Genomic DNA, 21,653 nt, shown 5'->3' with positions numbered 1-21,653 from the left:
TGGCCCCGCGGCCTCACAACCGTTCCGGGGTACGGATGCCGAGCAGGTCCAGGCCCTGCCGCAGCACCCGCCCGGTCAGCTCGCACAACACGAGCCGGCTCTCCCGCAGCGGTCCCTCCGCCCGCAGCACCGGGCAGCGCTCGTAGAACGCGCTGAACGCGACAGCCAGCCGGTGCAGGTAGGCGGTCAGGCGGTGGAACTCCAGGCTGCCCGCCACCTCCTCGACCACAGCGGCGAAGCCGACCAGTTCCATCGCGAGCGCCCGCTCGGCCGGCTCGGCAAGCGAGACCTCCGCGTCCGGCCGCGCCGCCGCGCCGGCCCGCCGGAAGATCGACCGGACCCGGGAGTACGCGTACTGGAGGTACGGCGCGGTGTTCCCGTCCAGCGACAGCATCCGCTCCCAGTCCAGCACGTAGTCCTTGTGCCGGTCCCCGGACAGGTCGGCGTACTTGATCGCGCCGATGCCCACCGCGCGCCCCACCTCGGCGGCCTCGGCCTCGCCCAGCTCCGGGTTGCGTTCCCGGGCCAGCGCGGTGGCCCGCTCCACAGCCTCGGTGAGCAGCCCGACCAGCTTCACCGACCCGCCGGCCCGGCTGCGCAGCATCCGCCCGTCCGGGCCGAGGATCGAGCCGAACCCGACGTGCTCGGCCCGCACCGGCGCGGTCAGCCAGCCGGCCTGCGCGCCGACCGCGAACACCATCTCGAAGTGCCGCCGTTGCGGCAGCCCGACCACGTAGAGCAGCCGGGTCGCGCCGAGCGTGCCGGTCCGGTGCCGCAGCGCGGCCAGATCGGTGGCCGGGTAGCCGTACCCGCCGTCGGACTTGCGCACGATCAGCGGCAACGGCTCGCCGTCACGGCCCACCGATCCGGGCGGGAACACGCAGTCCGCGCCCTCGCTGCGCCGCAGCAGTCCGAGCCGGTCCAGTTCCTCGACAGTCGGCGCGAGCTGGTCGTGGTAGCTGCTCTCGCCCCGGAAGTCGTCGCCGGTCAGCGTCACGTCGAGCAGGTCGTACACGGTCAGGAAGTAGCTCTCCGACTGCGTCACCAGCAGCCGCCACAGCCGCAGCGTCGCCGGGTCACCGCCCTGCAACGCCACCACCCGCCGCCGCGACCGTTCCCGGAACGCCTCGTCGTCGTCGAACTTCGCCCGCGCCGCCTTGTAGAACCCGTCCAGGTCACCCATCGACAGCTCCTGCGCCGCCCCGGCCTCGCCCAGGTCGAGCAGGTGCTCGATGAGCATGCCGAACGGCGTGCCCCAGTCGCCGAGGTGGTTGGCGCGCAGCACCCGGTGCCCGAGCCACTCCAGCGTCCGGGCCGCCGCGTCCCCGATCACCGTCGACCGCAGGTGCCCGACGTGCATCTCCTTCGCCACGTTCGGCGCCGAGTAGTCGACCACCACAGTCTCCGGCTCGGCCACCGGCGGCACGCCGAGCCGCGGGTCGACGGCCAGCGCGGACACCAGCCCGCCGAGCGCGTGGTCGGCCACCGTCAGGTTCAGGAAACCCGGACCGGACACCTCGACCGACGCGCAGACGTCGGCCAGCGCCGCGCGCTCCCGTACCTCCGCCGCGATCTCCCGCGGCGGCCGGCTGAGCCGCCGGGCCAGGCCCAGCGCCGCGTCGGACTGGAAGTCCGCGTGCTGGGAGCGCCGCACGGCCGGGTCAACCGGCACGCCGGCCACCGCCGCGAACGCCGGCGCCAGCCGGTCGGTGAGCAACCTTTCAAGATCCATGGGTACGCCGATCTCGCTGTGGATCCGCCGCGCGGATCACCTGACGGGAACGCGACGGCGGAGCGAGAACGGTCGATGACGACCGGCGGCTCGATCCGCCGGTCGCAGGAGGGAAGGCTCAGCGCAGGCGGTCGCGGGACCGCCGGCGTCGCAGCGCGCCGAGCCGGACGTCGGAGGACGTCATCGGGTACGCGTGCGAACTGGCCATGTCGGCAGCGTAACCGGCCGGCCCGGGGCGTGCGCAAGCGCGTACCCCGGGCCGGTCTGTCGTCAGGCCGAGGTGGCGACGGCCTTGCGGTAGCGCTCGGCCCGGCGCCGCACCTGGGCGTACGCGCTGCTCAGGCCCATCGCCCGGCGGACCTCGACGAGCGTGCGGCGCACCTCGACGCGGGTCCGCTCGGTGCCGGTGACGATCAGCTCGTCGACCAGGCCGGGCTGTGCCTCGAAGCGGGCCCGGCGCTCCCGGATCGGGTCGAGGAACCGGTTGAGCGCCGTCGCCAGCGCCTCCTTGACCTCGACGTCACCGACCCGGCCGGCACGGTAGCGGTCCTTGAACTCCGCCACCTGCGCCCGGTCCGGGTTGAAGATGTCGTGGTACTCGAAGACCGGGTTCCCCTCGACGGTGCCGGGCACGTCGGCGCGGACCCGGTTCGGGTCGGTGTACATCCCCATCACCTTGCGGCGCACGGTCGCCGCGTCGTCGGAGAGCGCGATCGCGTTCCCCTTGCTCTTGCTCATCTTCCCGGCGCCGTCCGTCCCGACCAGCGTGGGCGTCTCCGACATGAGCATGTCGGGCACCGGGAAGACCTCGCCGTAGAGGTGGTTGAACCGCCGGGCGATCTCCCGGGTCACCTCGACGTGCGCGGCGTTGTCCTTCCCGACCGGCACGACCTGCCCCTTCACGCAGAGGATGTCGGCGGCCTGGAGGACGGGGTAGCCGAGCAGGCCGTACGGCATTTCGTCCTTGCCGGCGTCCCGGGTCATCTCCTTCAGCGACGGCACCCGTTCCAGCCGGGGCACCGTGATCAGGTTCTGGAACAGCGTGTTCAGGTCGCCGACCTCGGGGATCGCCGACTGGAGGTAGAACGTGGCCCGCTCCGGCTCCACCCCGGCGGCCAGGATGTCGGTGACCATCTCGCGGGCGTTGTGCGCCACCTGCTCGATGTCCGCGCGGCTGTTGCGAGTGGTGAGCATGTGCAGGTCGGCGATGATGAAGAAGCTCTCGTAGCGCTGGTGCAGCCGCACCCGGTTGGCGATGCTGCCCACGTAGTGGCCGAGGTGCAGCCGCCCGGTCGGGCGGTCTCCGGTGAGCATGCGTGCAGAGGACATGGTCGTACGCCTTTCGTGCCGTTCGCTGGCGGGGAGAAGCGACCCGGGTGTCACCCGGGTCGGTGGAGCGGGCTCGTCAGAACGAGCGCCGCCATCGCCCGCCGGCGCGGAATCGGAGTCCGCCGGCACGGAGTACGTCGAGGATCTGCTCCCGGCCGTCGACAGCGTGGCCCGGAAGACCGCTACGGGTCTCCGGGAGGCAGCTGCGCGGCCGGACCATGCCTGACACGGTAACCGCTCACCGGTCTGCGCCGCTGCCTCCTGCCGCGCTTACTGCTGTCGATAGCTCTCGGAGTAGTAGCTGCCGACCCGCTCCCGGTACTCCGGGTGCGCGAAGTGGTCGCTGTCGAACGCGGGCGACTCCTTCACCTGGTCGCGGGTGCGGTCCACGTGCACCACGCGGTCCAGGTGGTCGACCCGGGCCACGGTGCCGGCCGGCAGCAGCACCTTCTTCCCGAAGATCCACGGCCCGGTGTCCACCACCAGGTAGCGCGCGTCGGCGTCCTCGTTCGCCTCGTCGATCGACCCGATCCGGCCGTCAGTCGCCTCCACCCGGTAGCCGGTGAGGTCGAGCGGCGTACCGGGACCGGGGGCGTCGAGCTGGTCGTCGGTGTCCGCGGCGCGCTGCCGCGGTACGTCTCCGGGCCGGGTCTGGTCGTACCCACCCGCCAGGGCGGACGGGTCCCGCCAGGCCCAGGGGTTGAACGGCTGCATAGGTGGCACCTCCCGCGCATCGGCTCGACGCCGGGAACAGTGCCCCGGCGGCCACGCCGGAAACACGCGTCGCCGTCCCCGACGCCCTGACCTGCGGGTACGGCCCGCTGGCATACTGGCCGACCATGGTCCTGTCACGTGGTTGGTCACTGTTCCTGGTCGCCGTCGGCGTGTGGACCTGGGCGATCTGGCCGAGGTTCGCGGTCGCCATCTGGAACGACGAGCGCGCCTGGTCTGCCGGCGTCGTCGGCGAGGGCAGTCCGACGGGTTTCCTCTGGGTGCACGCCCTGCTGATCGGCGCCTCTCTGGCGATCGGCACGACTGTCGGTGTCCTGGGCATCCGCGCCTACCGTGCCTCCCGCCGCCCTGCCCGCGTCGGACGGGTGTGACGCGCGCCGCTACCCACCGATTTGACGATCAAACCTGTGGCCGCGTAACTTTCTCTCTGCCAGCGCGGAACGGGGCAAACGGGACGAAAGTCCTGAAGCACCGAACCGGGATTGGCGCCGGGTCCGAACGAGGTTCTCACCTCCGCAAGACCTGGTCCGGGCGATGCTCGCCAAGACGCCGGAGGGCGGATTTGGCGGAGCGAAACCGACCGGGTAAGGTTGTCGACCGGCAGGGAACCGGGCGAGCTAGCGGGAGACCGCAGCGGCCGGCCTGCCAAATCCGATGATCAGACGCAGCGGGTGACTGCTGCGTGGGTTCAGCGGCGCCGACCCGTACGAAGCGTGACAGACCGGGACACACGGTTTGACACGGCAGAGACGGTGAGGTAACGTAGTAAAAGTGCCCGGCGCGAGAGCGGCGGGTGGTTGAACGAAATGCCCCAAACGGGGGCTCCGCGGTGCGGGGTTTCTGGTTGGTGTGTGGTTGTTCTTTGAGAACTCAACAGGGTGCTTGTAAAGCCAGTGCCAATTGTTTTATACCCCGGACTGGTGGCTGTTCTTTGGAATGGTTGCTGGTTGGGATTCCTTTGGCAACACTTTTGTTGCCAGGATGCTGTTCGACAAAGATTTTTGTTGGAGAGTTTGATCCTGGCTCAGGACGAACGCTGGCGGCGTGCTTAACACATGCAAGTCGAGCGGAAAGGCCCTTCGGGGTACTCGAGCGGCGAACGGGTGAGTAACACGTGAGCAACCTGCCCCAGGCTTTGGGATAACCCCGGGAAACCGGGGCTAATACCGAATATGACCTCCGATCGCATGGTCGGTGGTGGAAAGTTTTTCGGCTTGGGATGGGCTCGCGGCCTATCAGCTTGTTGGTGGGGTGATGGCCTACCAAGGCGACGACGGGTAGCCGGCCTGAGAGGGCGACCGGCCACACTGGGACTGAGACACGGCCCAGACTCCTACGGGAGGCAGCAGTGGGGAATATTGCACAATGGGCGGAAGCCTGATGCAGCGACGCCGCGTGAGGGATGACGGCCTTCGGGTTGTAAACCTCTTTCAGCAGGGACGAAGCGTAAGTGACGGTACCTGCAGAAGAAGCGCCGGCCAACTACGTGCCAGCAGCCGCGGTAAGACGTAGGGCGCGAGCGTTGTCCGGATTTATTGGGCGTAAAGAGCTCGTAGGCGGCTTGTCGCGTCGACCGTGAAAACCTGGGGCTCAACCCCAGGCCTGCGGTCGATACGGGCAGGCTAGAGTTCGGTAGGGGAGACTGGAATTCCTGGTGTAGCGGTGAAATGCGCAGATATCAGGAGGAACACCGGTGGCGAAGGCGGGTCTCTGGGCCGATACTGACGCTGAGGAGCGAAAGCGTGGGGAGCGAACAGGATTAGATACCCTGGTAGTCCACGCTGTAAACGTTGGGCGCTAGGTGTGGGGGGCCTCTCCGGTTCCCTGTGCCGCAGCTAACGCATTAAGCGCCCCGCCTGGGGAGTACGGCCGCAAGGCTAAAACTCAAAGGAATTGACGGGGGCCCGCACAAGCGGCGGAGCATGCGGATTAATTCGATGCAACGCGAAGAACCTTACCTGGGTTTGACATGGCCGCAAAACTGTCAGAGATGGCAGGTCCTTCGGGGGCGGTCACAGGTGGTGCATGGCTGTCGTCAGCTCGTGTCGTGAGATGTTGGGTTAAGTCCCGCAACGAGCGCAACCCTCGTTCGATGTTGCCAGCGCGTTATGGCGGGGACTCATCGAAGACTGCCGGGGTCAACTCGGAGGAAGGTGGGGATGACGTCAAGTCATCATGCCCCTTATGTCCAGGGCTTCACGCATGCTACAATGGCCGGTACAATGGGCTGCGATACCGTGAGGTGGAGCGAATCCCAAAAAGCCGGTCTCAGTTCGGATCGGGGTCTGCAACTCGACCCCGTGAAGTCGGAGTCGCTAGTAATCGCAGATCAGCAACGCTGCGGTGAATACGTTCCCGGGCCTTGTACACACCGCCCGTCACGTCACGAAAGTCGGCAACACCCGAAGCCGGTGGCCCAACCCTTGTGGAGGGAGCCGTCGAAGGTGGGGCTGGCGATTGGGACGAAGTCGTAACAAGGTAGCCGTACCGGAAGGTGCGGCTGGATCACCTCCTTTCTAAGGAGCACCATCCACCGAAAGGTGGCATGGAGCCCGCACCGCCCGAACGTGGTGGTGGGGTGCTCAGATGGCGGAGACACTGGCAAGTCGGTCGCCGGCAACGGCTGCGGATCCTCTAGTACAGCTGCTCTTCGGGGTGGTGGGAACGAGTCTGTGGTGCGGCTGGGGACGGATGTAAGCACCCTGTTGGGTCCTGAAGGAACAACCCGAGGTGGTTGTTGTTTCAGAGCCTTGAGGCAGACCGATTGAGTCTGTCGGGCGCCAGGCATGGCCTGGTCTCGCATACCGCCGGCGGTTAGCTGGGTTTGGTGTGGGGCTGTGGGTTGTGGGTTGGTTGTTTGTTGAGAATTGCACAGTGGACGCGAGCATCTTTGTGGTCAAGTTGTCAAGGGCGAACGGTGGATGCCTTGGCACCAGGAGCCGATGAAGGACGTGGGAGGCCGCGATAGGCCTGGGGGAGCTGTCAACCAAGCTGTGATCCCAGGGTGTCCGAATGGGGAAACCCGGCATCAGTCATGTGATGTCACCCGCACCTGAACACATAGGGTGTGTGGGGGGAACGCGGGGAAGTGAAACATCTCAGTACCCGTAGGAAGAGAAAACAAATAGTGATTCCGTGAGTAGTGGCGAGCGAAAGCGGATTGAGGCTAAACCGGCTGCGTGTGATACCTGTCAGGGGTTGCGTGGTCGGGGTTGTGGGACCCTGCTGAGCAAGCTGACACTTGTTCGAGAAGTTACAAAGCCAGTGGTTAGTCGAACAGTCTGGAATGGCTGACCGTAGACGGTGATAGTCCGGTAGGTGAAAGTTGCTGGTCTTCTGTGGGTGTTCCCGAGTAGCGGCGGACTCCTGAAATCTGCCGTGAATCTGCCAGGACCACCTGGTAAGCCTAAATACTTCCTGGTGACCGATAGCGGACGAGTACCGTGAGGGAATGGTGAAAAGTACCCCGGGAGGGGAGTGAAATAGTACCTGAAACCGTTCGCCTACAATCCGTCGGAGCCTTGCGGGGTGACGGCGTGCCTTTTGAAGAATGAGCCTGCGAGTTAGTGGCATGTGGCGAGGTTAACCCGTGTGGGGGAGCCGTAGCGAAAGCGAGTCTGAATAGGGCGTTTTTAGTCGCATGCTCTAGACCCGAAGCGGAGTGATCTAGCCATGGGCAGGCTGAAGCGCGGGTAAGACCGCGTGGAGGGCCGAACCCACCAACGTTGAAAAGTTGGGGGATGACCTGTGGTTAGGGGTGAAAGGCCAATCAAACTCCGTGATAGCTGGTTCTCCCCGAAATGCATTTAGGTGCAGCGTCGCGTGTTTCTTGCCGGAGGTAGAGCACTGGATGGTCTAGGGGGCCCACAAGCTTACCGAAATCAGCCAAACTCCGAATGCCGGTAAGTGAGAGCGCGGCAGTGAGACTGCGGGGGATAAGCTTCGTAGTCGAGAGGGAAACAGCCCAGATCACCAGCTAAGGCCCCTAAGCGTGTGCTAAGTGGAAAAGGATGTGGGGTCGCATAGACAACCAGGAGGTTGGCTTAGAAGCAGCCACCCTTTAAAGAGTGCGTAATAGCTCACTGGTCAAGTGGTTCCGCGCCGACAATGTAGCGGGGCTCAAGCACACCGCCGAAGCTGTGGCATTCACATTTTAACTTCGCCTGGCCTTGATGCCAGGTGCAGGTGTGTGGATGGGTAGGGGAGCGTCGTGCCGGGGGTGAAGCAGCGGGGTGACCCAGTTGTGGACGCGGCACGAGTGAGAATGCAGGCATGAGTAGCGAAAGAAGGGTGAGAAACCCTTCCGCCGGATGACCAAGGGTTCCAGGGCCAGGCTAATCCGCCCTGGGTGAGTCGGGACCTAAGGCGAGGCCGAGAGGCGTAGTCGATGGACAACGGGTTGATATTCCCGTACCCGCGAAAGAGCGACCCTGACGAACCTCGTTGTGCTAACCACCCAAACCGGCCAAGACCTTCGGGTTGAGGTTGGGGAGCGTGGGAACCTGGCGGGTAGTAGTCAAGCGATGGGGTGACGCAGGAAGGTAGCTGAGCCCGGCCGGTGGTTGTGCCGGGGTAAGCGTGTAGGCCGTGTCGTAGGCAAATCCGCGACACATGGGGCTGAGACGTGATGCCGAGCCGATTCAGGTGAAGTCAGTGATCCTATGCTGCCGAGAAAAGCCTCTAGCGAGTTCTTAGCGGCCCGTACCCCAAACCGACACAGGTGGTCAGGTAGAGAATACCGAGGCGATCGGGCGAACTGTGGTTAAGGAACTCGGCAAATTGCCCCCGTAACTTAGGGAGAAGGGGGGCCGGAGACGTGAAGCCCCGCGCGGGTGGAGCGTTGTATGGCCGCAGAGAGCAGGGGGAAGCGACTGTTTACTAAAAACACAGGTCCATGCGAAGAAGTAATTCGATGTATATGGACTGACGCCTGCCCGGTGCTGGAACGTTAAGGGGACCTGTTAGCCCGCAAGGGCGAAGCGGAGAACTTAAGCGCCAGTAAACGGCGGTGGTAACTATAACCATCCTAAGGTAGCGAAATTCCTTGTCGGGTAAGTTCCGACCTGCACGAATGGCGTAACGACTTCCCCACTGTCTCAACCACAGGCCCGGCGAAATTGCAGTACGAGTAAAGATGCTCGTTACGCGCGGCAGGACGGAAAGACCCCGGGACCTTTACTATAGCTTGACATTGGTATCTGAATTAGCTTGTGTAGGATAGGTGGGAGCCGGTGAAGCCTATACGCCAGTATGGGTGGAGGCAATCTTGAAATACCACTCTGGTTGATTTGGGTATCTAACTTCGGACCGTTATCCGGTTCAGGGACAGTGTCTGGTGGGTAGTTTAACTGGGGCGGTTGCCTCCTAAAGGGTAACGGAGGCGCCCAAAGGTTCCCTCAGCCTGGTTGGCAATCAGGTGTTGAGTGCAAGTGCACAAGGGAGCTTGACTGTGAGACTGACAGGTCGAGCAGGGACGAAAGTCGGGACTAGTGATCCGGCACTGGCATGTGGAAGCGGTGTCGCTCAACGGATAAAAGGTACCCCGGGGATAACAGGCTGATCTTCCCCAAGAGTCCATATCGACGGGATGGTTTGGCACCTCGATGTCGGCTCGTCGCATCCTGGGGCTGTAGCAGGTCCCAAGGGTTGGGCTGTTCGCCCATTAAAGCGGTACGCGAGCTGGGTTTAGAACGTCGTGAGACAGTTCGGTCCCTATCCGCCGTGCGCGTAGGATACTTGAGAAGGGCTGTCCCTAGTACGAGAGGACCGGGACGGACGAACCTCTGGTGTGCCAGTTGTCCCGCCAGGGGCACGGCTGGTTAGCTACGTTCGGAAGGGATAACCGCTGAAAGCATCTAAGCGGGAAGCTCGCTTCAAGATGAGGTATCCCACCCACTTTGTGGGGTAAGGCCCCCAGCTAGACGACTGGGTTGATAGGCCGGAAATGTAAGCCCGGTAACGGGTTCAGTTGACCGGTACTAATAGGCCGAGGACTTGACTACCAAGCTGCTACGCGTCCACTGTGCAACTCTGAACAAACGATCACCCACAGGGTTGGTTGACATGTTCATAGAGTTACGGCGGTCATGGCGGAGGGGAAACGCCCGGTCACATTCCGAACCCGGAAGCTAAGCCCTCCAGCGCCGATGGTACTGCACTCGGGAGGGTGTGGGAGAGTAGGACACCGCCGGACAAACATTCGATTTCAGGGCCACCCCTCACGGGGGTGGCCCTGAAACGCGTCCACCCCGAAAACCGGCCACCACACCGCCTGGATTCGGGCCGGCCGACGGGAATCACCACGTCGGCCGCGTCAGTCTCGTACCGTCGAGCCGGGACCTCTGACAACGGCCACGCCGGTGGGCCGAAACGTGACATGGCGTACGTCGGGACCGTGATCGGGGCCGACCGCACGGGGTACAGGAGTGGACATGGAGATTGGAATCATCGGGTCGGGGCACATCGGGGGCACCCTCACCCGTCGTCTGCGTTCACTCGGCCACGACGTCGCGGTGGCCAACTCCCGCGGGCCGCAGAGCCTCGCCGACCTGGCCGCCGAGACCGGCGCCCGGGCGGTGTCGGTGGAGGACGCCGTGCAGGGCGCCGAGCTGGTGGTCATCGCGATCCCGCTGAAGGCGGTGCCGCAGCTCCCGGCGGCGCTGTTCGACGGCAAGCTGGTGGTCGACGCCAACAACTACTACCCCCAGCGGGACGGCGACATCGCCGAGCTGCTCGACCGCAGCCTCAGCTCCAGTCGCTGGACCGCTGACCACCTCAAGGGCGCCCGGGTGGTGAAGGTCTTCAACAACATCCAGGCGGCGCACCTCATGGACGAGGGCAAGCCGGCGGGTACGGCAGGCCGGATCGCGTTGCCGGTGGCCGGCGACGACGCGGACGCCAAGCGGATCGTGATGGGCCTCGTGGACGATCTGGGCTTCGACCCGGTCGACGCGGGCACCCTGGACGAGAGCTGGCGGCAGCAGCCGGACACGCCCGTCTACGGCACCGACCGGGACGCCGACGGCGTACGCGAAGGGCTGGCCGCGGCGCGGCCGTGACAAGCATGGGAAAGGCCCCGCCGGATGCGTCCGGCGGGGCCTTTCCGTGTGTCGTGGATCAGTCGTCGCCCGGCTTCGGGGCGCAGATGAAGCGCGGCTCGGCGTCGTAGCGCCAGCTGAACTTCTCCCGCTTGACGACCTTGCCGTCCTTCTTGATGACCCGGAAGGCGTCCTGGGCGAACCCGACGGCGCCCGCGGCGGGGATGCAGGACGGCCCCGGGGTCAGGTACACGGTCTTCGGCTGGGTGATGTTGCGGCGGGGGCCGTACTCCGTCTTGACGCTGTCGTAGATCTTGGTGCTCCAGATCGAGACGGTGATCGAGCTGGACGTGTACGAGGTGTCGATGAGCACGCCGTGGGGCGTGTTGTTGCGGAACTTGAAGTCGAGCTGCGGCCAGTAGATGGTCGACTCGATCACGGCCGGGTAGCGGCTGAAGTAGAACGAGTGCGGCTTGTGCTCCACGTCCTCCAGCCCGGCGTAGTAGGTGGCGTTGAACAGCGTGGTGGTGAACTGGGAGACGCCGCCACCGACGCCCGGCACCAGCTTGCCGTTCACGATCGTGGGCGCGTCCTTGTATCCCTGGTCGTAGCCGCGTTCGCCGGTGTGCCCGTTGAGCGAGAACGTCTCACCCGGCTTCACGAGCGTGCCGTCCACGTCCTTCGCCGCGCGGACGATGTTCTGGCTGCGCGGGGAGGAGAGGCCGCCGGTGAAGTGGGTGGTGAAGGTCGACACCCGCTCCTTGATGCCCAGCTTCGCCAGCTCCGCCTCGGTCAGCTCGGGCGCGGCCGGCTTGAGCTCGGCGGACACCGTACGGCCCTCGGACTTGGGCAGCACCGCGAGCAGGGCCGGGCCGAGCGCGGCGGCGTCGACCTGGCGGCCGGCCTTGCTGGGCACCACCTTCGGCTTGCCGCCGCTGATGGTCAGCCCGGCGTCCTGTGGCTCGACCTCCAGCTTCGTCAGCCGGTCGCCGAGCGCGGCGCGGAGCCGCTTGACGTCGATCTTCGGGGTGAGCGTGCCGGCGTCGTCGGCGGAGAAGCGCAGTGCCCGGGCGATGGCGGCGGGCGGGATGGTGACCGAACCGCCGTCGGTGGTGAGCGTCACCGGCGCGGCGACGGCGGGCCGGGCCAGCTCGGCGACGAGGCGGTCGACCTCCTCACGGGTGGTGGCGGGCCACTTCTCGACGAGCGGCACGGTGATCGGCTCGGCGGCCAGCCAGCCGGCCTTCACCACAGCGGTGGCGCCGTCGGTGTCGACGGTGAGCGCCGGCTTCGGGTAGACCGGCTTCGGGGTGGTGCCGGTCCAGATGATCGCCGGCATCGTCATCTCGCGCCCCTGCGAGCCCATCACCTTCCGCAGGGCGGCCTCCAGCTTGGGCCGGTCGACGGTGACCACCGGTTCGACCGTACGGGAGCCGACGAGCCGGCTCACCGCGTGCGCGTCGGCCTTCGCGGCGGCCGCCACAGTGGCGTCCACGTCGATGGCGAGCCCCACGTCGGACGGCTTCAGCTCGGCCTTCTTCTCACCGACGGTGACCGCCAGCGGGGCGTTCAACGCCTCGGCCCGGCGCTCCAGCTCGGCGCGGAGCGCCGCCGCCGCCTCCGCGCGGCTGCGCCCGCCCAGCTCGGTGCCGAGCACCGTGGTGCCGCGGGGCACGTCACCGGCGTACGCGTAGGCGCCCAGGCCGACGCCGCCGGCGAGCACGGCCGCGACGATCCCCCCGGCCAGCAGCAGCCGGGCCCGTCGCGACCGCCCCGGCCGGCCCGTGTCGCCTCCGGGCGGTGTGGCGACCGGCTCCATCTCGACGCCGGGCCAGCTCACCGCCGCCACCTTGATGGTGGGCCGGTCGTCGGCAGCCGGCACCTTCTCGCCGTACATCGTCACTGCAACCTCGATCGGAAGTACACGCGGGGACCGCTTCCCCCGCGGGAGACACCTACGGTAACCAACGCCCGGGCGCGCCGGGAGTCTCCGGCCCGGCGTCGTGTCGGGGGTTCGGCGGTGTCGGCCCGATCACCCGATTCGGGGCCGCGCCCGGGCGCGGATCGTGGCACGGTGAGCGGGTGCTGGCGTACGGCGGTGGGTGGCTCGACCGGGCGGCGACGCTGCGCGGTGACGCGGAGTGGCTGGCCGGGCGGCTGGCCGATCCGGTGAGCGTGGTGTTGCCGCTGTGGCGGGACCGCTGCCTGGTCGACGCGGCCGGTCCGGTCCGGCTCACCGGCGAGCACGCGTCCCGCGTCCGGTCGGCCGCCGGGGAGACCGTCTTCCTGGGGCTCGACGACGACGTCGCGGTGTTCGCGGCCGATCTCTCCGCGCTCGGCGAGCGGGCCGCCGTCGAGTTGGCCGCCGCGACGCGCGCTGTCGATGTCCGGACGCTCGTGGGCCGGCTCGACCCGGCCGGGGCGGCGGTGCAGGCGTACGCCCGGGGGTTGCTGCTCTGGCACCGGCAGCAGCGGCACTGCGGCGCGTGCGGCGCCCGGGCCGTGGCCGGTGGCGGCGGGCACATGCGGACCTGTAGCGGTGGGGAGTGCGGGCGGCTGTGGTTCCCCCGGATCGAGCCGGCCGTGATCGTGCTGGTCGAGGCGCCCGGCCGGACCGGGCGCTGCCTGCTGGCCCGGCACGCGGGCGCGGCCGAGGGCAGCTATTCGACGCTGGCCGGCTTTGTCGAGGTCGGCGAGAGCCTGGAGGACGCGGTCCGCCGGGAGCTGGCCGAGGAGGCGGGCGTCACCGTCACCGACGTGGTCTACCAGGGGTCGCAGGCGTGGCCGTTTCCCGCCGGGCTGATGGCGGGTTTCCGGGCTGTCGCCGTGTCCGAGGAGGTCCGGGTCGACGGGGTGGAGTTGCTGGCGGCGCGCTGGTTCAGCCGGGCGGAGCTGCGGGCGCGGGTCGCGGCAGGGCGGCCGCTGGGCCGGGTGGACTCGATCGATCACCGGCTGCTGGGCGACTGGCTCGCGGAGGGCTGAACACCATCACCAGCGCGGTTCCCGCGGCGGTGGCGAGCGCGCACCACATGATGCCCTGGAACGTGCGGGGCGCGACGGTGGTGGTGAGCACGGCCAGGACGGCCGCGGCGACCCAGAGCGGCGCGGACGGCCAGCGCGCGCCCGCCGCGATCTTCGCGTTGACGGCCGCGAAGATCAGTGCGTAGAGCGCGCCGGTGGCGGCGAAGAACGGGGCGTACCTCCCCAGGGACGTGTAGTCCTCGCCGCCCACCAGCCGGAACGCGAACCCGCCGGCCAGGGCCGAGGCGGCGACGAGCACGACGCCGCAGCCGGCGACGATGGCGAGCACGACGGTACGGACCCGGTTGTCTCCCACGGCGAGCCGGGGCAGCGCCAGCACCACGATCACCTGGGGGGCCCAGAGCGCGCCCTTGGTGAGCACGGTTCCGACCGCGTACGCCCCGGAGTCGGCGGGCGAGAGCAGCTGGCGGGCGAAGATCAGGTCGGCGTACGACACCGCGAGCATCGCCAGCGCGGCGGTGCCGGCGCTCGCCACCTGCCGGATCCGCATGGTGGCGGCGACGTCGTTCCCGGCGGGCCGGTCGGGGCGGGCGATCCAGGCCAGCGCCGGTAGCACGAGCCAGGCGGTGAGCATGCCGGCGAGCAGGGTGACCACGACGTCGGCGCCGAGGACCAGCGCGACGATCATGCCGCCGTACCGCCCGAGCGCCACCACCCCCATCGCCCAGGCGAGACGGACGAAGCGTTGCTCACCCTGCAGTTCGCCGAGCCACCGGGCGGCCAGGACGACAGCGACAGTGGTGCCGGCGACCAGCGCCACGACGGTCGACGACAGCCGCAGACCGGTGATCATCAGCGGCGCGGCCACGACGACGGCGCCGCCGGCGACCGCCGTGGTGACGAGGCTGACCCGGTGCGTCGGCGCGCCGGGGTGGCGGGCCCGGTGCACAGCGACCGCCATCTGCAGCCCCACGCCGGCGACCCCGGCGATCGCGACGAGGGCCAGCGTCGTGGCGAGGACGCTCAGCTCCTCGACCGGCAGGTACCGGGCGCCGAGCATGGGCAGCAGGTAGGCGAGCCCGTTCGTCGCCATCGCGGCGACCGCGACGGCCGCGCCGGCGGTTCCCAGGCGGCTCGCGCCGGGCCCTGCCGTGGTCTCTGTCATCGCGCCTCATGTCGGTGTCGCCGGTGGAGCGGGTTCGCCTCGGACCTCGCGTCGTCGTCGCGGCTCGCTCGTCGACGTCGTGAGGCAAGCTACCGTCCGTACTCGCCCTGTGCCTAGAGTGCTGTCCGGAGCCCCGGGTGCGACGTCGGGCCCGCTTCCGTCCAGGTTCATGGGGGTCCGTGTGCGTCGAGCGTCACCGAGCTTCGGTCCGGCGCTGTCGCGGGCCGCCGTCGCGCTGCGCCGCTGGTGGCCGGAGACGGCGCTCGGTGTCGGCGTGGTCGTCGCGATCCTCGGCCCGGTGCTGCGCCGTGGCTTCGTCCTCCGGTACGACCTGGTGTTCGTGCCGGACCCGCCGTTCGGCGCGGTGGTCTGGGGCAGCGGCTCCGAACTGCCGCGTGCGGTACCGAGCGAGCTGCTCGCGGTCGGGCTGTCGCAGGTCGTCCCGGCAGACGTGGCCCAGAAGGTGCTCCTGGCCGGCTGTCTCGTCCTGGCCGCGGTGGGCGCGGCGCGGTTGGCGCCCGTCGGTCATCCGCTGGCGCGGGTCGCCGCCGGGCTCGCGTACGTCTGGAACCCCTGGGTGTACGGGCGGCTGCACCTCGGGCAGTGGGCGGTGGTGGCGGGGTTCGCGGCGTTGCCCTGGGCGTTCGCCTGGGTGCTGGGGGTGCTCCGGCCGCCGCCCGAGGGCACCGGCCCGGGGCGGCGTTCCGCAGTGGCCGGAGGGGCCGCGGTGGTGCTGGGCGGCCCGGCGATGGTGCTGGCGGCGGTGTTCGCCTGTGCGCCGGCGCTGGCTCTGGCGCGCCGGTGGCGGGCGTTTGTGGCGGGGGCGGCGACGTTGGCCGGCCTGACCGCTCCGTGGTGGCTCGCGCTGCTGAGCCGGGGCGGCGCCGTCGACGTCGACGAGCGGGGGGTGGCCGCGTTCGCGGTCCGCGCGGACACGCCACTCGGCGTGCTCGGCAGCGTCGCGACTCTGGGCGGCGTGTGGAGCCGGAACGCCGTGCCGGTCGGCCGGGACCAGTGGGCGGTCGCCCTGATCGCACTGACGCTGGCCGGCGCGGCGCTGTGGGGGTACGTGCTTACCCGTCGCCGCTGGCCGTCGGCGGCCTGGTGGGGTCTGCTCGCCGGCGCGGTGCTGGGCACTGTGGTCGCCGTGGCGCCGGCGTGGTCGCTGGGCGCGCAGGGGATGGTCGCGCTGGTCGAGCACGTTCCGCTGGCCGGCGCGGTCCGGGACGGCACCCGGCTGCTCGCTCCGCTGGCACTGGTGCAGGCGGTGGGTCTCGGGATGCTCGTGGAGTCGCTCGTGACGACCGGCGCCCGGGCGCTGGCCCCGCTGCTGGTGGTCGCTCCGGTGCTGCTCATGCCCGGTCTGGCGTGGGGTCTCGGTGGTCAGTTCGACACGGTGCGGTACCCGGCGGAGTGGGCGGCGGTGCGCGCCGAGGTGAACCGGGATCCGGCCGGGGGCACCCTGGTGTCGCTGCCCTGGTCCTCGTTCCGGGCCTATCCGTGGGCGGGGAACGTGCCGGTGCTCGATCCGGCCTCGCGGGCGTTCCGCCGGCCGGTGGTCGGGGACCAGGACGTGCTGGTCGGCCAGGACCGGATCCGTGGGGAGAGCCGGGAGGCGGACCGGGTGGCGGCGGCGTTGGCGGCGCCGGGTGATCCGGGACCGGCTCTGCGCCGGCTCGGGGTGCGGTATGTGCTCGTGCAGACGGACCAACCGGACGCCGCGCAGGTGGAGGGCCGGCTCGTGAGCGCCGAGCTGGTCCGGCGGGACGGGGCATTGACGCTGTTGCGTCTGCCGGATTCCGATTTCTCCGGCTCGTCCGGTCGCATCGGCATAATGCCGGTCCTGGGGTATTCGGTACTGGGGGCCACCCTGGTGATCGCCCTTTCGCACCGGGTCAAGCGGCAGTGACGCATGTTACTCTTCGGTACCTTTTTCCGAAGGGATCATCGATGAAGGCATCCTTCAATCCCCTCCTCACCGCGGTAGTCGCCGCGGCGGTGGGTGCCGTGCTGGGAATCCTGGCCGTCTCGATCGGGGCGTCCACCCTCGGCAACAGCAACAGCAAGCCAGCGAGCGTGGAGCAGCCCATCATCGTGTACGGCGAGCGCTGACGGTGCGGCATGGAGGTCCCCCCTCCTGACGTCTCGTCAGAACTGGTCGTACTCGACGTCGTGGTGCCCGCGTACAACGAGGCGCTCCGGCTGCCCGACACCCTGGTCCTGCTCCGGGCGGCGCTGGCCGAACTCGGTGTGCCCTGCCGGGTCACCGTGGTGGACAACGCCAGCGACGACGGGACGAGTGCCGTGGTGGTGAACGCGCCGCCCGGCCCGGTTCCGGTCCGCCTGCTCTGGTGCGGCGAACCGGGCAAGGGCTTCGCGGTGCGTCGGGGTGTGCTGGCCAGCGACGCCCGTTACGTAGGCTTCTGTGACGCCGATCTGGCCACCGCGCCGGCCGCTCTCGCCCAGGTGCTCAATCTCCTGTACGACGGCGCGGACGCGGTGGTCGGGTCGCGAGCCCACCCCGAGTCGGTCGTCGAGGAGCGGCACAGCGTGCTGCGACGCTGGGGCGCGGTGGCGTTCCGGGGCGCGGTGCGGCAGGTGGTGCGCGGCGTCAGCGAGACGCAGTGCGGGTTCAAGTTCTTCCGCAACGACGTCGCCCGGCGGGTCTTCGCGCCCCTGCGGTGCGGTGGATTCGCGTTCGACGTCGAGGTGCTGGGCCGCGCCGAGCGGGCGGGCGCCCGCCTGGTGGAGATTCCGGTCAGCTGGGTGGACGTGCCCGGCTCCCGCTTCTCACCGATCCGGCACGGCTGGCAGAGCTTCGTGGACGTCGCGAAGATCAACTGGTGGCTCCGTGGCGCCGACGTCGCCCCGGTGATGCCACTCGTCACGCTTCCGGTCACGCCGGACGTCACCGGCGGCACGGCCGCCGTTGGAATGCGGCCGTGAGTGTCGGAACACCCTCTACCGACGCGGCACCCACCACCGACGCCACCGTGGTGGGCCGCCGGGTCGTGGTGCTCAACTGGAAGGACCCCTGGCATCCTGACGCCGGGGGCGCCGAGGTGTACGCCTGGCAGGTCGCCCGCGACCTGGTGACCGCCGGCGCGGAGGTCACCTTCGTCACCGCGCGCCCGAAGGGGCAGCCCGGCGACGAGGTCCGCGAGGGCATCCGGATCGTCCGTACCGGCGGCCGGTGGACCATCTACCCCCGGGTGCTGGGCTGGCTGGCGCGCCACCGCCGGCAGTTCGACGCGGTGGTGGACTGCCAGAACGGCATCCCGTTCTTCAGTCCGGCGGTCCTGCCGGCGGCCGTGCCGGTGATCTGCGTGATCCACCACGTGCACGACCGGCAGTTCCGGTTGTACTTCGGCCCGGTCGTGGGTCGCTTCGGCGCCTGGCTGGAGGGACCGGTCGCCCGGCGCGTCTACCGCCGCGCGGTGACGCTCGCGGTCTCCCCCTCGACGGCGGTGGCGATCCGGGAGCGGCTGCGCTGGACCGGCCCGGTGGTCGTGGCGCCCAACGGCGCCGACGCGTCCCGGCCGGCCGCCGCGGGCGTGACCCGCGCCGACCGGCCACGTGTCGTCTGCGTCGGCCGGGTGACCCGGCACAAGCGGGTGGACCTGGTGGTCGACGCCGTGGCCCGGCTCCGGGCGCAACGGCCCGACCTGCGTCTGGACATCGTCGGCGGTGGGCCGGACGCGGCGAGCGTCCGCCGGCTGGTCGACGAGCGCGGGCTGAACGACATGGTCACCGTGCACGGCCACCTGCCCGCCGCCGAGCGGGACGCCCTGCTGGCCGCCGCCTGGTTGCACGTCTCCGCCTCGTGGGGTGAGGGCTGGGGTCTCGTGGTGGTGGAGGCGGCCGCCGCCGGGCTGCCCACTGTCGCCTTCGACGTGGACGGGCTGCGCGACGCGGTCCGGCCGGGCCGTACCGGATGGTTGGTCGACGAGGGTGGGGATCCGGCGCAGAACCTGGCCGCCGGCCTCGACCGCGCGCTGGACTCCCTGGCGACGCCCGGAGAGCCGGACCGGATGGCCGCGGAGTGCCGGCGGTGGAGCGGCTCGTTCCGCTGGACCGACACCGGCCGGCGGGTGCGTGCGGTCCTCGGGGATCTGCTGACGCCGCGCCCGCTGCCCTGGGCCGCCGGGAACACGTCGGTGGTGGTCCGGACCGACCAGCCGGAACGCCTTCTGGCCCGGGTGGCGCCGCTCCTGCCGCGTACCCGGCACGTCGCGATCGACGGGCAGAACCTGCTGCTCCTGGTGCCGGCCGCCGAGCCGGCCGCCGTCCGGCAGGCGCTGCTGCGGGCCGGGGTCGCAGCCGACGACATCGACGAGCGGAACGCCGGAGCGGACGAACTGCTCACCGGCGTTCCGGTACGGCAGTGCTGACCGCCTGGTCGACCGCTCGCCGTACCCCCGGAATTCCGAGCGCCACGGTGTCCCTGGCGGTGTGGCGCCTGCGCGAGCTGCTGGTCTGTCTCGCGCTGATCGGTCTCTGCGTCACCCAGGAGCCCGGGCTCATCGTGCCCGAGACGAAGCTGGACATGGCCCTGGACCCGGGCGGTTTCCTCGCCCGCGCGGCTCACCTGTGGACCGGGGACTGGCAGTTCGGCACGCTCCAGAACCAGGCCGTCGGCTACTTCTTCCCGATGGGCCCGTTCTTCCTGCTCGGTGAGGCGGTGGGCCTGCCGGCCTGGCTGGTCCAGCGGCTCTGGATGGCGACCCTGCTCTGCGTCGCCCTCACCGGCGTGGTGCGCCTGGCGCGCGCCCTCGACCTCGGCGGTCCGGGATCGCGTCTGGTGGCCGGCGCGATCTTCGCGCTGTCCCCCCGGGCGCTGTCCCTGGTCGGCACGGTCTCGCTGGAACTGCTGCCGTACTGCGTCGCCCCCTGGGTCCTGCTGCCACTGGTCAAGGGGGCCGCGGGCGGTTCGTTGCGGCGGGCCGCGGCGCTCAGCGGGCTCGCTGTGGTCTGCATGGGCGGCGCGAACGGCGCGGCCGTCGCGTGCGCCGTGCTGCCGGCGTTCCTCTACGTGGTGACCCGTGCGCCCGGCCGGCGGCGGATCCGCCTGCTGGCGTGGTGGACGGTGGCGATGGTGGCGGCCACCTTCTGGTGGCTGGTGCCGCTGCTGTTGCTGCAGCGCTACGGGTTCCCGTTCCTCCCGTACACCGAGAGCGCGGCGGTCACGACCAGCGTGACGTCGCTCCCGTCGGCGGTACGCGGCAGCACCCACTGGGTGGGTTACCTGGCCGTCGACGGCGTGCCGTGGTGGCGCGCGGGATGGGCGCTGGTCACCACCCCGTGGATGATCGTGCTCACCGCCCTGATCGCCTGCGTCGGCCTGGCCGGGCTCGCCCGTCGGGACCTGCCGGAGCGGCGGTTCCTGCTCGTCGGCGCCCTGGTCGGCCTGCTGGCCCTGACCGCGGGGAACCTGTCGACCGGGGGCGCCGCGTTCGCGTCGCCGATGCGTGAACTGCTCGACGGTCCGCTCGCCGCCCTCCGCAACCTGCACAAGTTCGACGTCGTGATCCGCCTGCCGCTTGCGCTGGCCGCCGCGCACATGCTGGACACGGTCGGCCGGATCGCGCTCATCCGCCGCTTCACGCGCCCCACGAACATGGCGCCCCGGCGGGTGGCGCTGGGCGCGACCGCCGCCGCGCTCGTGGCGGTGACCAGCGGCGCGGGGATGGCGGGACTCGCTCCGGGCGGCGGCTTCCACGCGCTGCCCGAGCACTGGCGGCAGGCGACCGGGTGGCTCGACCGGCACGCCGGGCCGGGCACCACCCTGCTGGTTCCCGGCTCCAACTTCGCCGAGTACAACTGGGGACGTCCGCTGGACGAGCCGGTGCAGCCGCTGCTGGACTCGCCGTGGGCGGTGCGGGCGCTGGTGCCGGGCGGATCGGCTGGCAACTCGCGGCTGCTCTCCGCCATCGACGAGCGGCTCGCCTCGGGCACCGCCTCGCCCGGACTGGCCGACGTGCTCAGCCGGCTCGGCGTGCGCTACCTGCTCGTCCGCAACGACCTCCGCCAGCCGGTCGGCGGCATCGCCTGGCCGGTCCTCGTGCACCGCACGCTGGACAGCGCACCGGGCCTGTTCCGGGTCGCCGCGTTCGGCCCGGCGTCCGGGGTGAAGCCCGACCTGAACGGGGCGTGGGACTACGGCCTGCACGAGCCGTACCCGGCGGTGGAGATCTACGAGGTGGACCGGCCGACGCCCCGGGCCACGCTGACCGACGCCGCGCTGCCGCTCAACCTGGTCGGCGCGCCGGAGACGTTGCTGGACCTCAGCGACGCCGGTGTGCTGGGCAACCGGCCGGTGATCCTCGACGGCGACCCCCCGCTGGTCAGCGACGGCGGCACCGTGCTCGCCGACAGCCTCCGGGACCGGGAGGTCGACTTCGGTCTGGTCCGGGGCAACACCTCGCGGACCCTGACCGAGCAGGACCCGACCCAGTTGGAGCGCCTGGAGCACGACATCCTCGACCCGGCGTGGCGGTCGTCGATCACCTCCTCGGCGTACGCCGGGGTGGCCGACGTCCGGGCGTCGTCCAGCGCGGCGGACGTCACCGGTCCGGCCGGGCTGCGCGACCCGTCGGCCACACCCTTCGCCGCCGTCGACGGCGACATCGGCACCGCGTGGTTGTCCGACGGCGCGCGCAAACCGGTGGGCCAGTGG

12 protein-coding genes, 3 rRNA genes and 1 pseudogene are annotated in these 21,653 nt (G+C 69.6%); 11 read left to right on the top strand and 5 right to left on the bottom strand.

The annotated features are described in order from the left end of the window. Positions 1-13: 13 nt before the first annotated feature. The 3 genes from argS to J3R08_RS30095 all read right to left on the bottom strand — a co-directional run bounded on the left by argS (position 14) and on the right by J3R08_RS30095 (position 3,775). Complete coding sequence (argS, locus tag J3R08_RS30105) at positions 14-1,732, bottom strand: arginine--tRNA ligase (protein WP_209963655.1); 1,719 nt, start codon at positions 1,730-1,732, stop codon at positions 14-16. Between the two features lie 270 nt (positions 1,733-2,002). Continuing rightward, positions 2,003-3,061 (bottom strand): tryptophan--tRNA ligase, encoded by a 1,059-nt coding sequence (gene trpS, locus J3R08_RS30100; protein ID WP_064448821.1) that lies wholly within the window; start codon positions 3,059-3,061, stop codon positions 2,003-2,005. Positions 3,062-3,331: 270 nt separating this feature from the next. Next, on the bottom strand, positions 3,332-3,775 hold the full coding sequence (locus J3R08_RS30095) for a PRC-barrel domain-containing protein (protein WP_064448820.1): 444 nt from the start codon (positions 3,773-3,775) through the stop codon (positions 3,332-3,334). A 125-nt stretch (positions 3,776-3,900) separates the two neighbouring features. On the opposite strand from J3R08_RS30095, the gene J3R08_RS30090 reads away from it, so the two are divergent. From J3R08_RS30090 to J3R08_RS30070, 5 genes are all read left to right on the top strand, one after another. Beyond that, a complete protein-coding gene (locus tag J3R08_RS30090) occupies positions 3,901-4,164 on the top strand; it encodes an SCO4848 family membrane protein (protein WP_043327811.1) in 264 nt (87 codons plus the stop codon). Positions 4,165-4,794: 630 nt separating this feature from the next. After that, positions 4,795-6,309 (top strand): 16S ribosomal RNA (locus tag J3R08_RS30085). A 378-nt stretch (positions 6,310-6,687) separates the two neighbouring features. Beyond that, positions 6,688-9,795, top strand: a 23S ribosomal RNA gene (locus J3R08_RS30080). Between the two features lie 74 nt (positions 9,796-9,869). Further along, positions 9,870-9,986, top strand: a 5S ribosomal RNA gene (rrf, locus tag J3R08_RS30075). Together the 16S, 23S and 5S rRNA genes form the textbook arrangement of a ribosomal RNA operon. A 238-nt stretch (positions 9,987-10,224) precedes the next feature. Next, a complete protein-coding gene (locus J3R08_RS30070; protein WP_030502154.1) occupies positions 10,225-10,851 on the top strand; it encodes an NADPH-dependent F420 reductase in 627 nt (208 codons plus the stop codon). Between the two features lie 58 nt (positions 10,852-10,909). Here J3R08_RS30070 and J3R08_RS30065 read toward each other — a convergent pair whose 3' ends face one another. Next, the gene (locus J3R08_RS30065) at positions 10,910-12,727 is read right to left on the bottom strand and encodes a VanW family protein (RefSeq protein WP_209964499.1); all 1,818 of its coding nucleotides are present in this window, start codon (positions 12,725-12,727) and stop codon (positions 10,910-10,912) included. Positions 12,728-12,912: 185 nt separating this feature from the next. Here J3R08_RS30065 and nudC point away from each other — a divergent pair, with 185 nt between their 5' ends. After that, the gene (nudC, locus tag J3R08_RS30060; RefSeq protein ID WP_209963653.1) at positions 12,913-13,812 is read left to right on the top strand and encodes an NAD(+) diphosphatase; all 900 of its coding nucleotides are present in this window, start codon (positions 12,913-12,915) and stop codon (positions 13,810-13,812) included. Here nudC and J3R08_RS30055 read toward each other — a convergent pair. Next, complete coding sequence (locus J3R08_RS30055; protein ID WP_043327814.1) at positions 13,709-14,977, bottom strand: polysaccharide biosynthesis protein; 1,269 nt, start codon at positions 14,975-14,977, stop codon at positions 13,709-13,711. The two genes, nudC and J3R08_RS30055, sit on opposite strands and share 104 nt — an antisense overlap. A gap of 169 nt (positions 14,978-15,146) precedes the next feature. Here J3R08_RS30055 and J3R08_RS30050 point away from each other — a divergent pair, with 169 nt between their 5' ends. From J3R08_RS30050 to J3R08_RS32915, 5 genes and pseudogenes are all read left to right on the top strand, one after another. Beyond that, positions 15,147-16,886 carry a hypothetical protein gene (locus J3R08_RS30050; RefSeq protein WP_209963650.1) on the top strand — a complete coding sequence of 580 codons (1,740 nt, stop codon included), beginning with the start codon at positions 15,147-15,149 and terminating at the stop codon, positions 16,884-16,886. 41 nt (positions 16,887-16,927) lie between these two features. Continuing rightward, positions 16,928-17,089, top strand: a complete 162-nt coding sequence (locus J3R08_RS30045; protein WP_157539048.1) for a hypothetical protein — start codon at positions 16,928-16,930, stop codon at positions 17,087-17,089. 9 nt (positions 17,090-17,098) lie between these two features. Next, entirely contained in the window at positions 17,099-17,923 is an 825-nt protein-coding gene (locus J3R08_RS30040; RefSeq protein WP_209963647.1) for a glycosyltransferase, read from the top strand. Continuing rightward, the gene (locus J3R08_RS30035; protein ID WP_209963644.1) at positions 17,920-19,368 is read left to right on the top strand and encodes a glycosyltransferase family 4 protein; all 1,449 of its coding nucleotides are present in this window, start codon (positions 17,920-17,922) and stop codon (positions 19,366-19,368) included. The genes J3R08_RS30040 and J3R08_RS30035 overlap by 4 nt, the downstream gene beginning before the upstream one ends. Next, positions 19,362-21,422: pseudogene (locus J3R08_RS32915) on the top strand (DUF3367 domain-containing protein); the annotation flags it as partial. The gene J3R08_RS30035 and the pseudogene J3R08_RS32915, both read left to right, overlap by 7 nt. Positions 21,423-21,653: the final 231 nt, after the last annotated feature.

Source organism: Micromonospora sp. HB375, from assembly GCF_017872985.1.
Classification (GTDB): domain Bacteria; phylum Actinomycetota; class Actinomycetes; order Mycobacteriales; family Micromonosporaceae; genus Micromonospora; species Micromonospora chalcea.
This window is presented reverse-complemented; position numbering and strand designations above follow the sequence as displayed.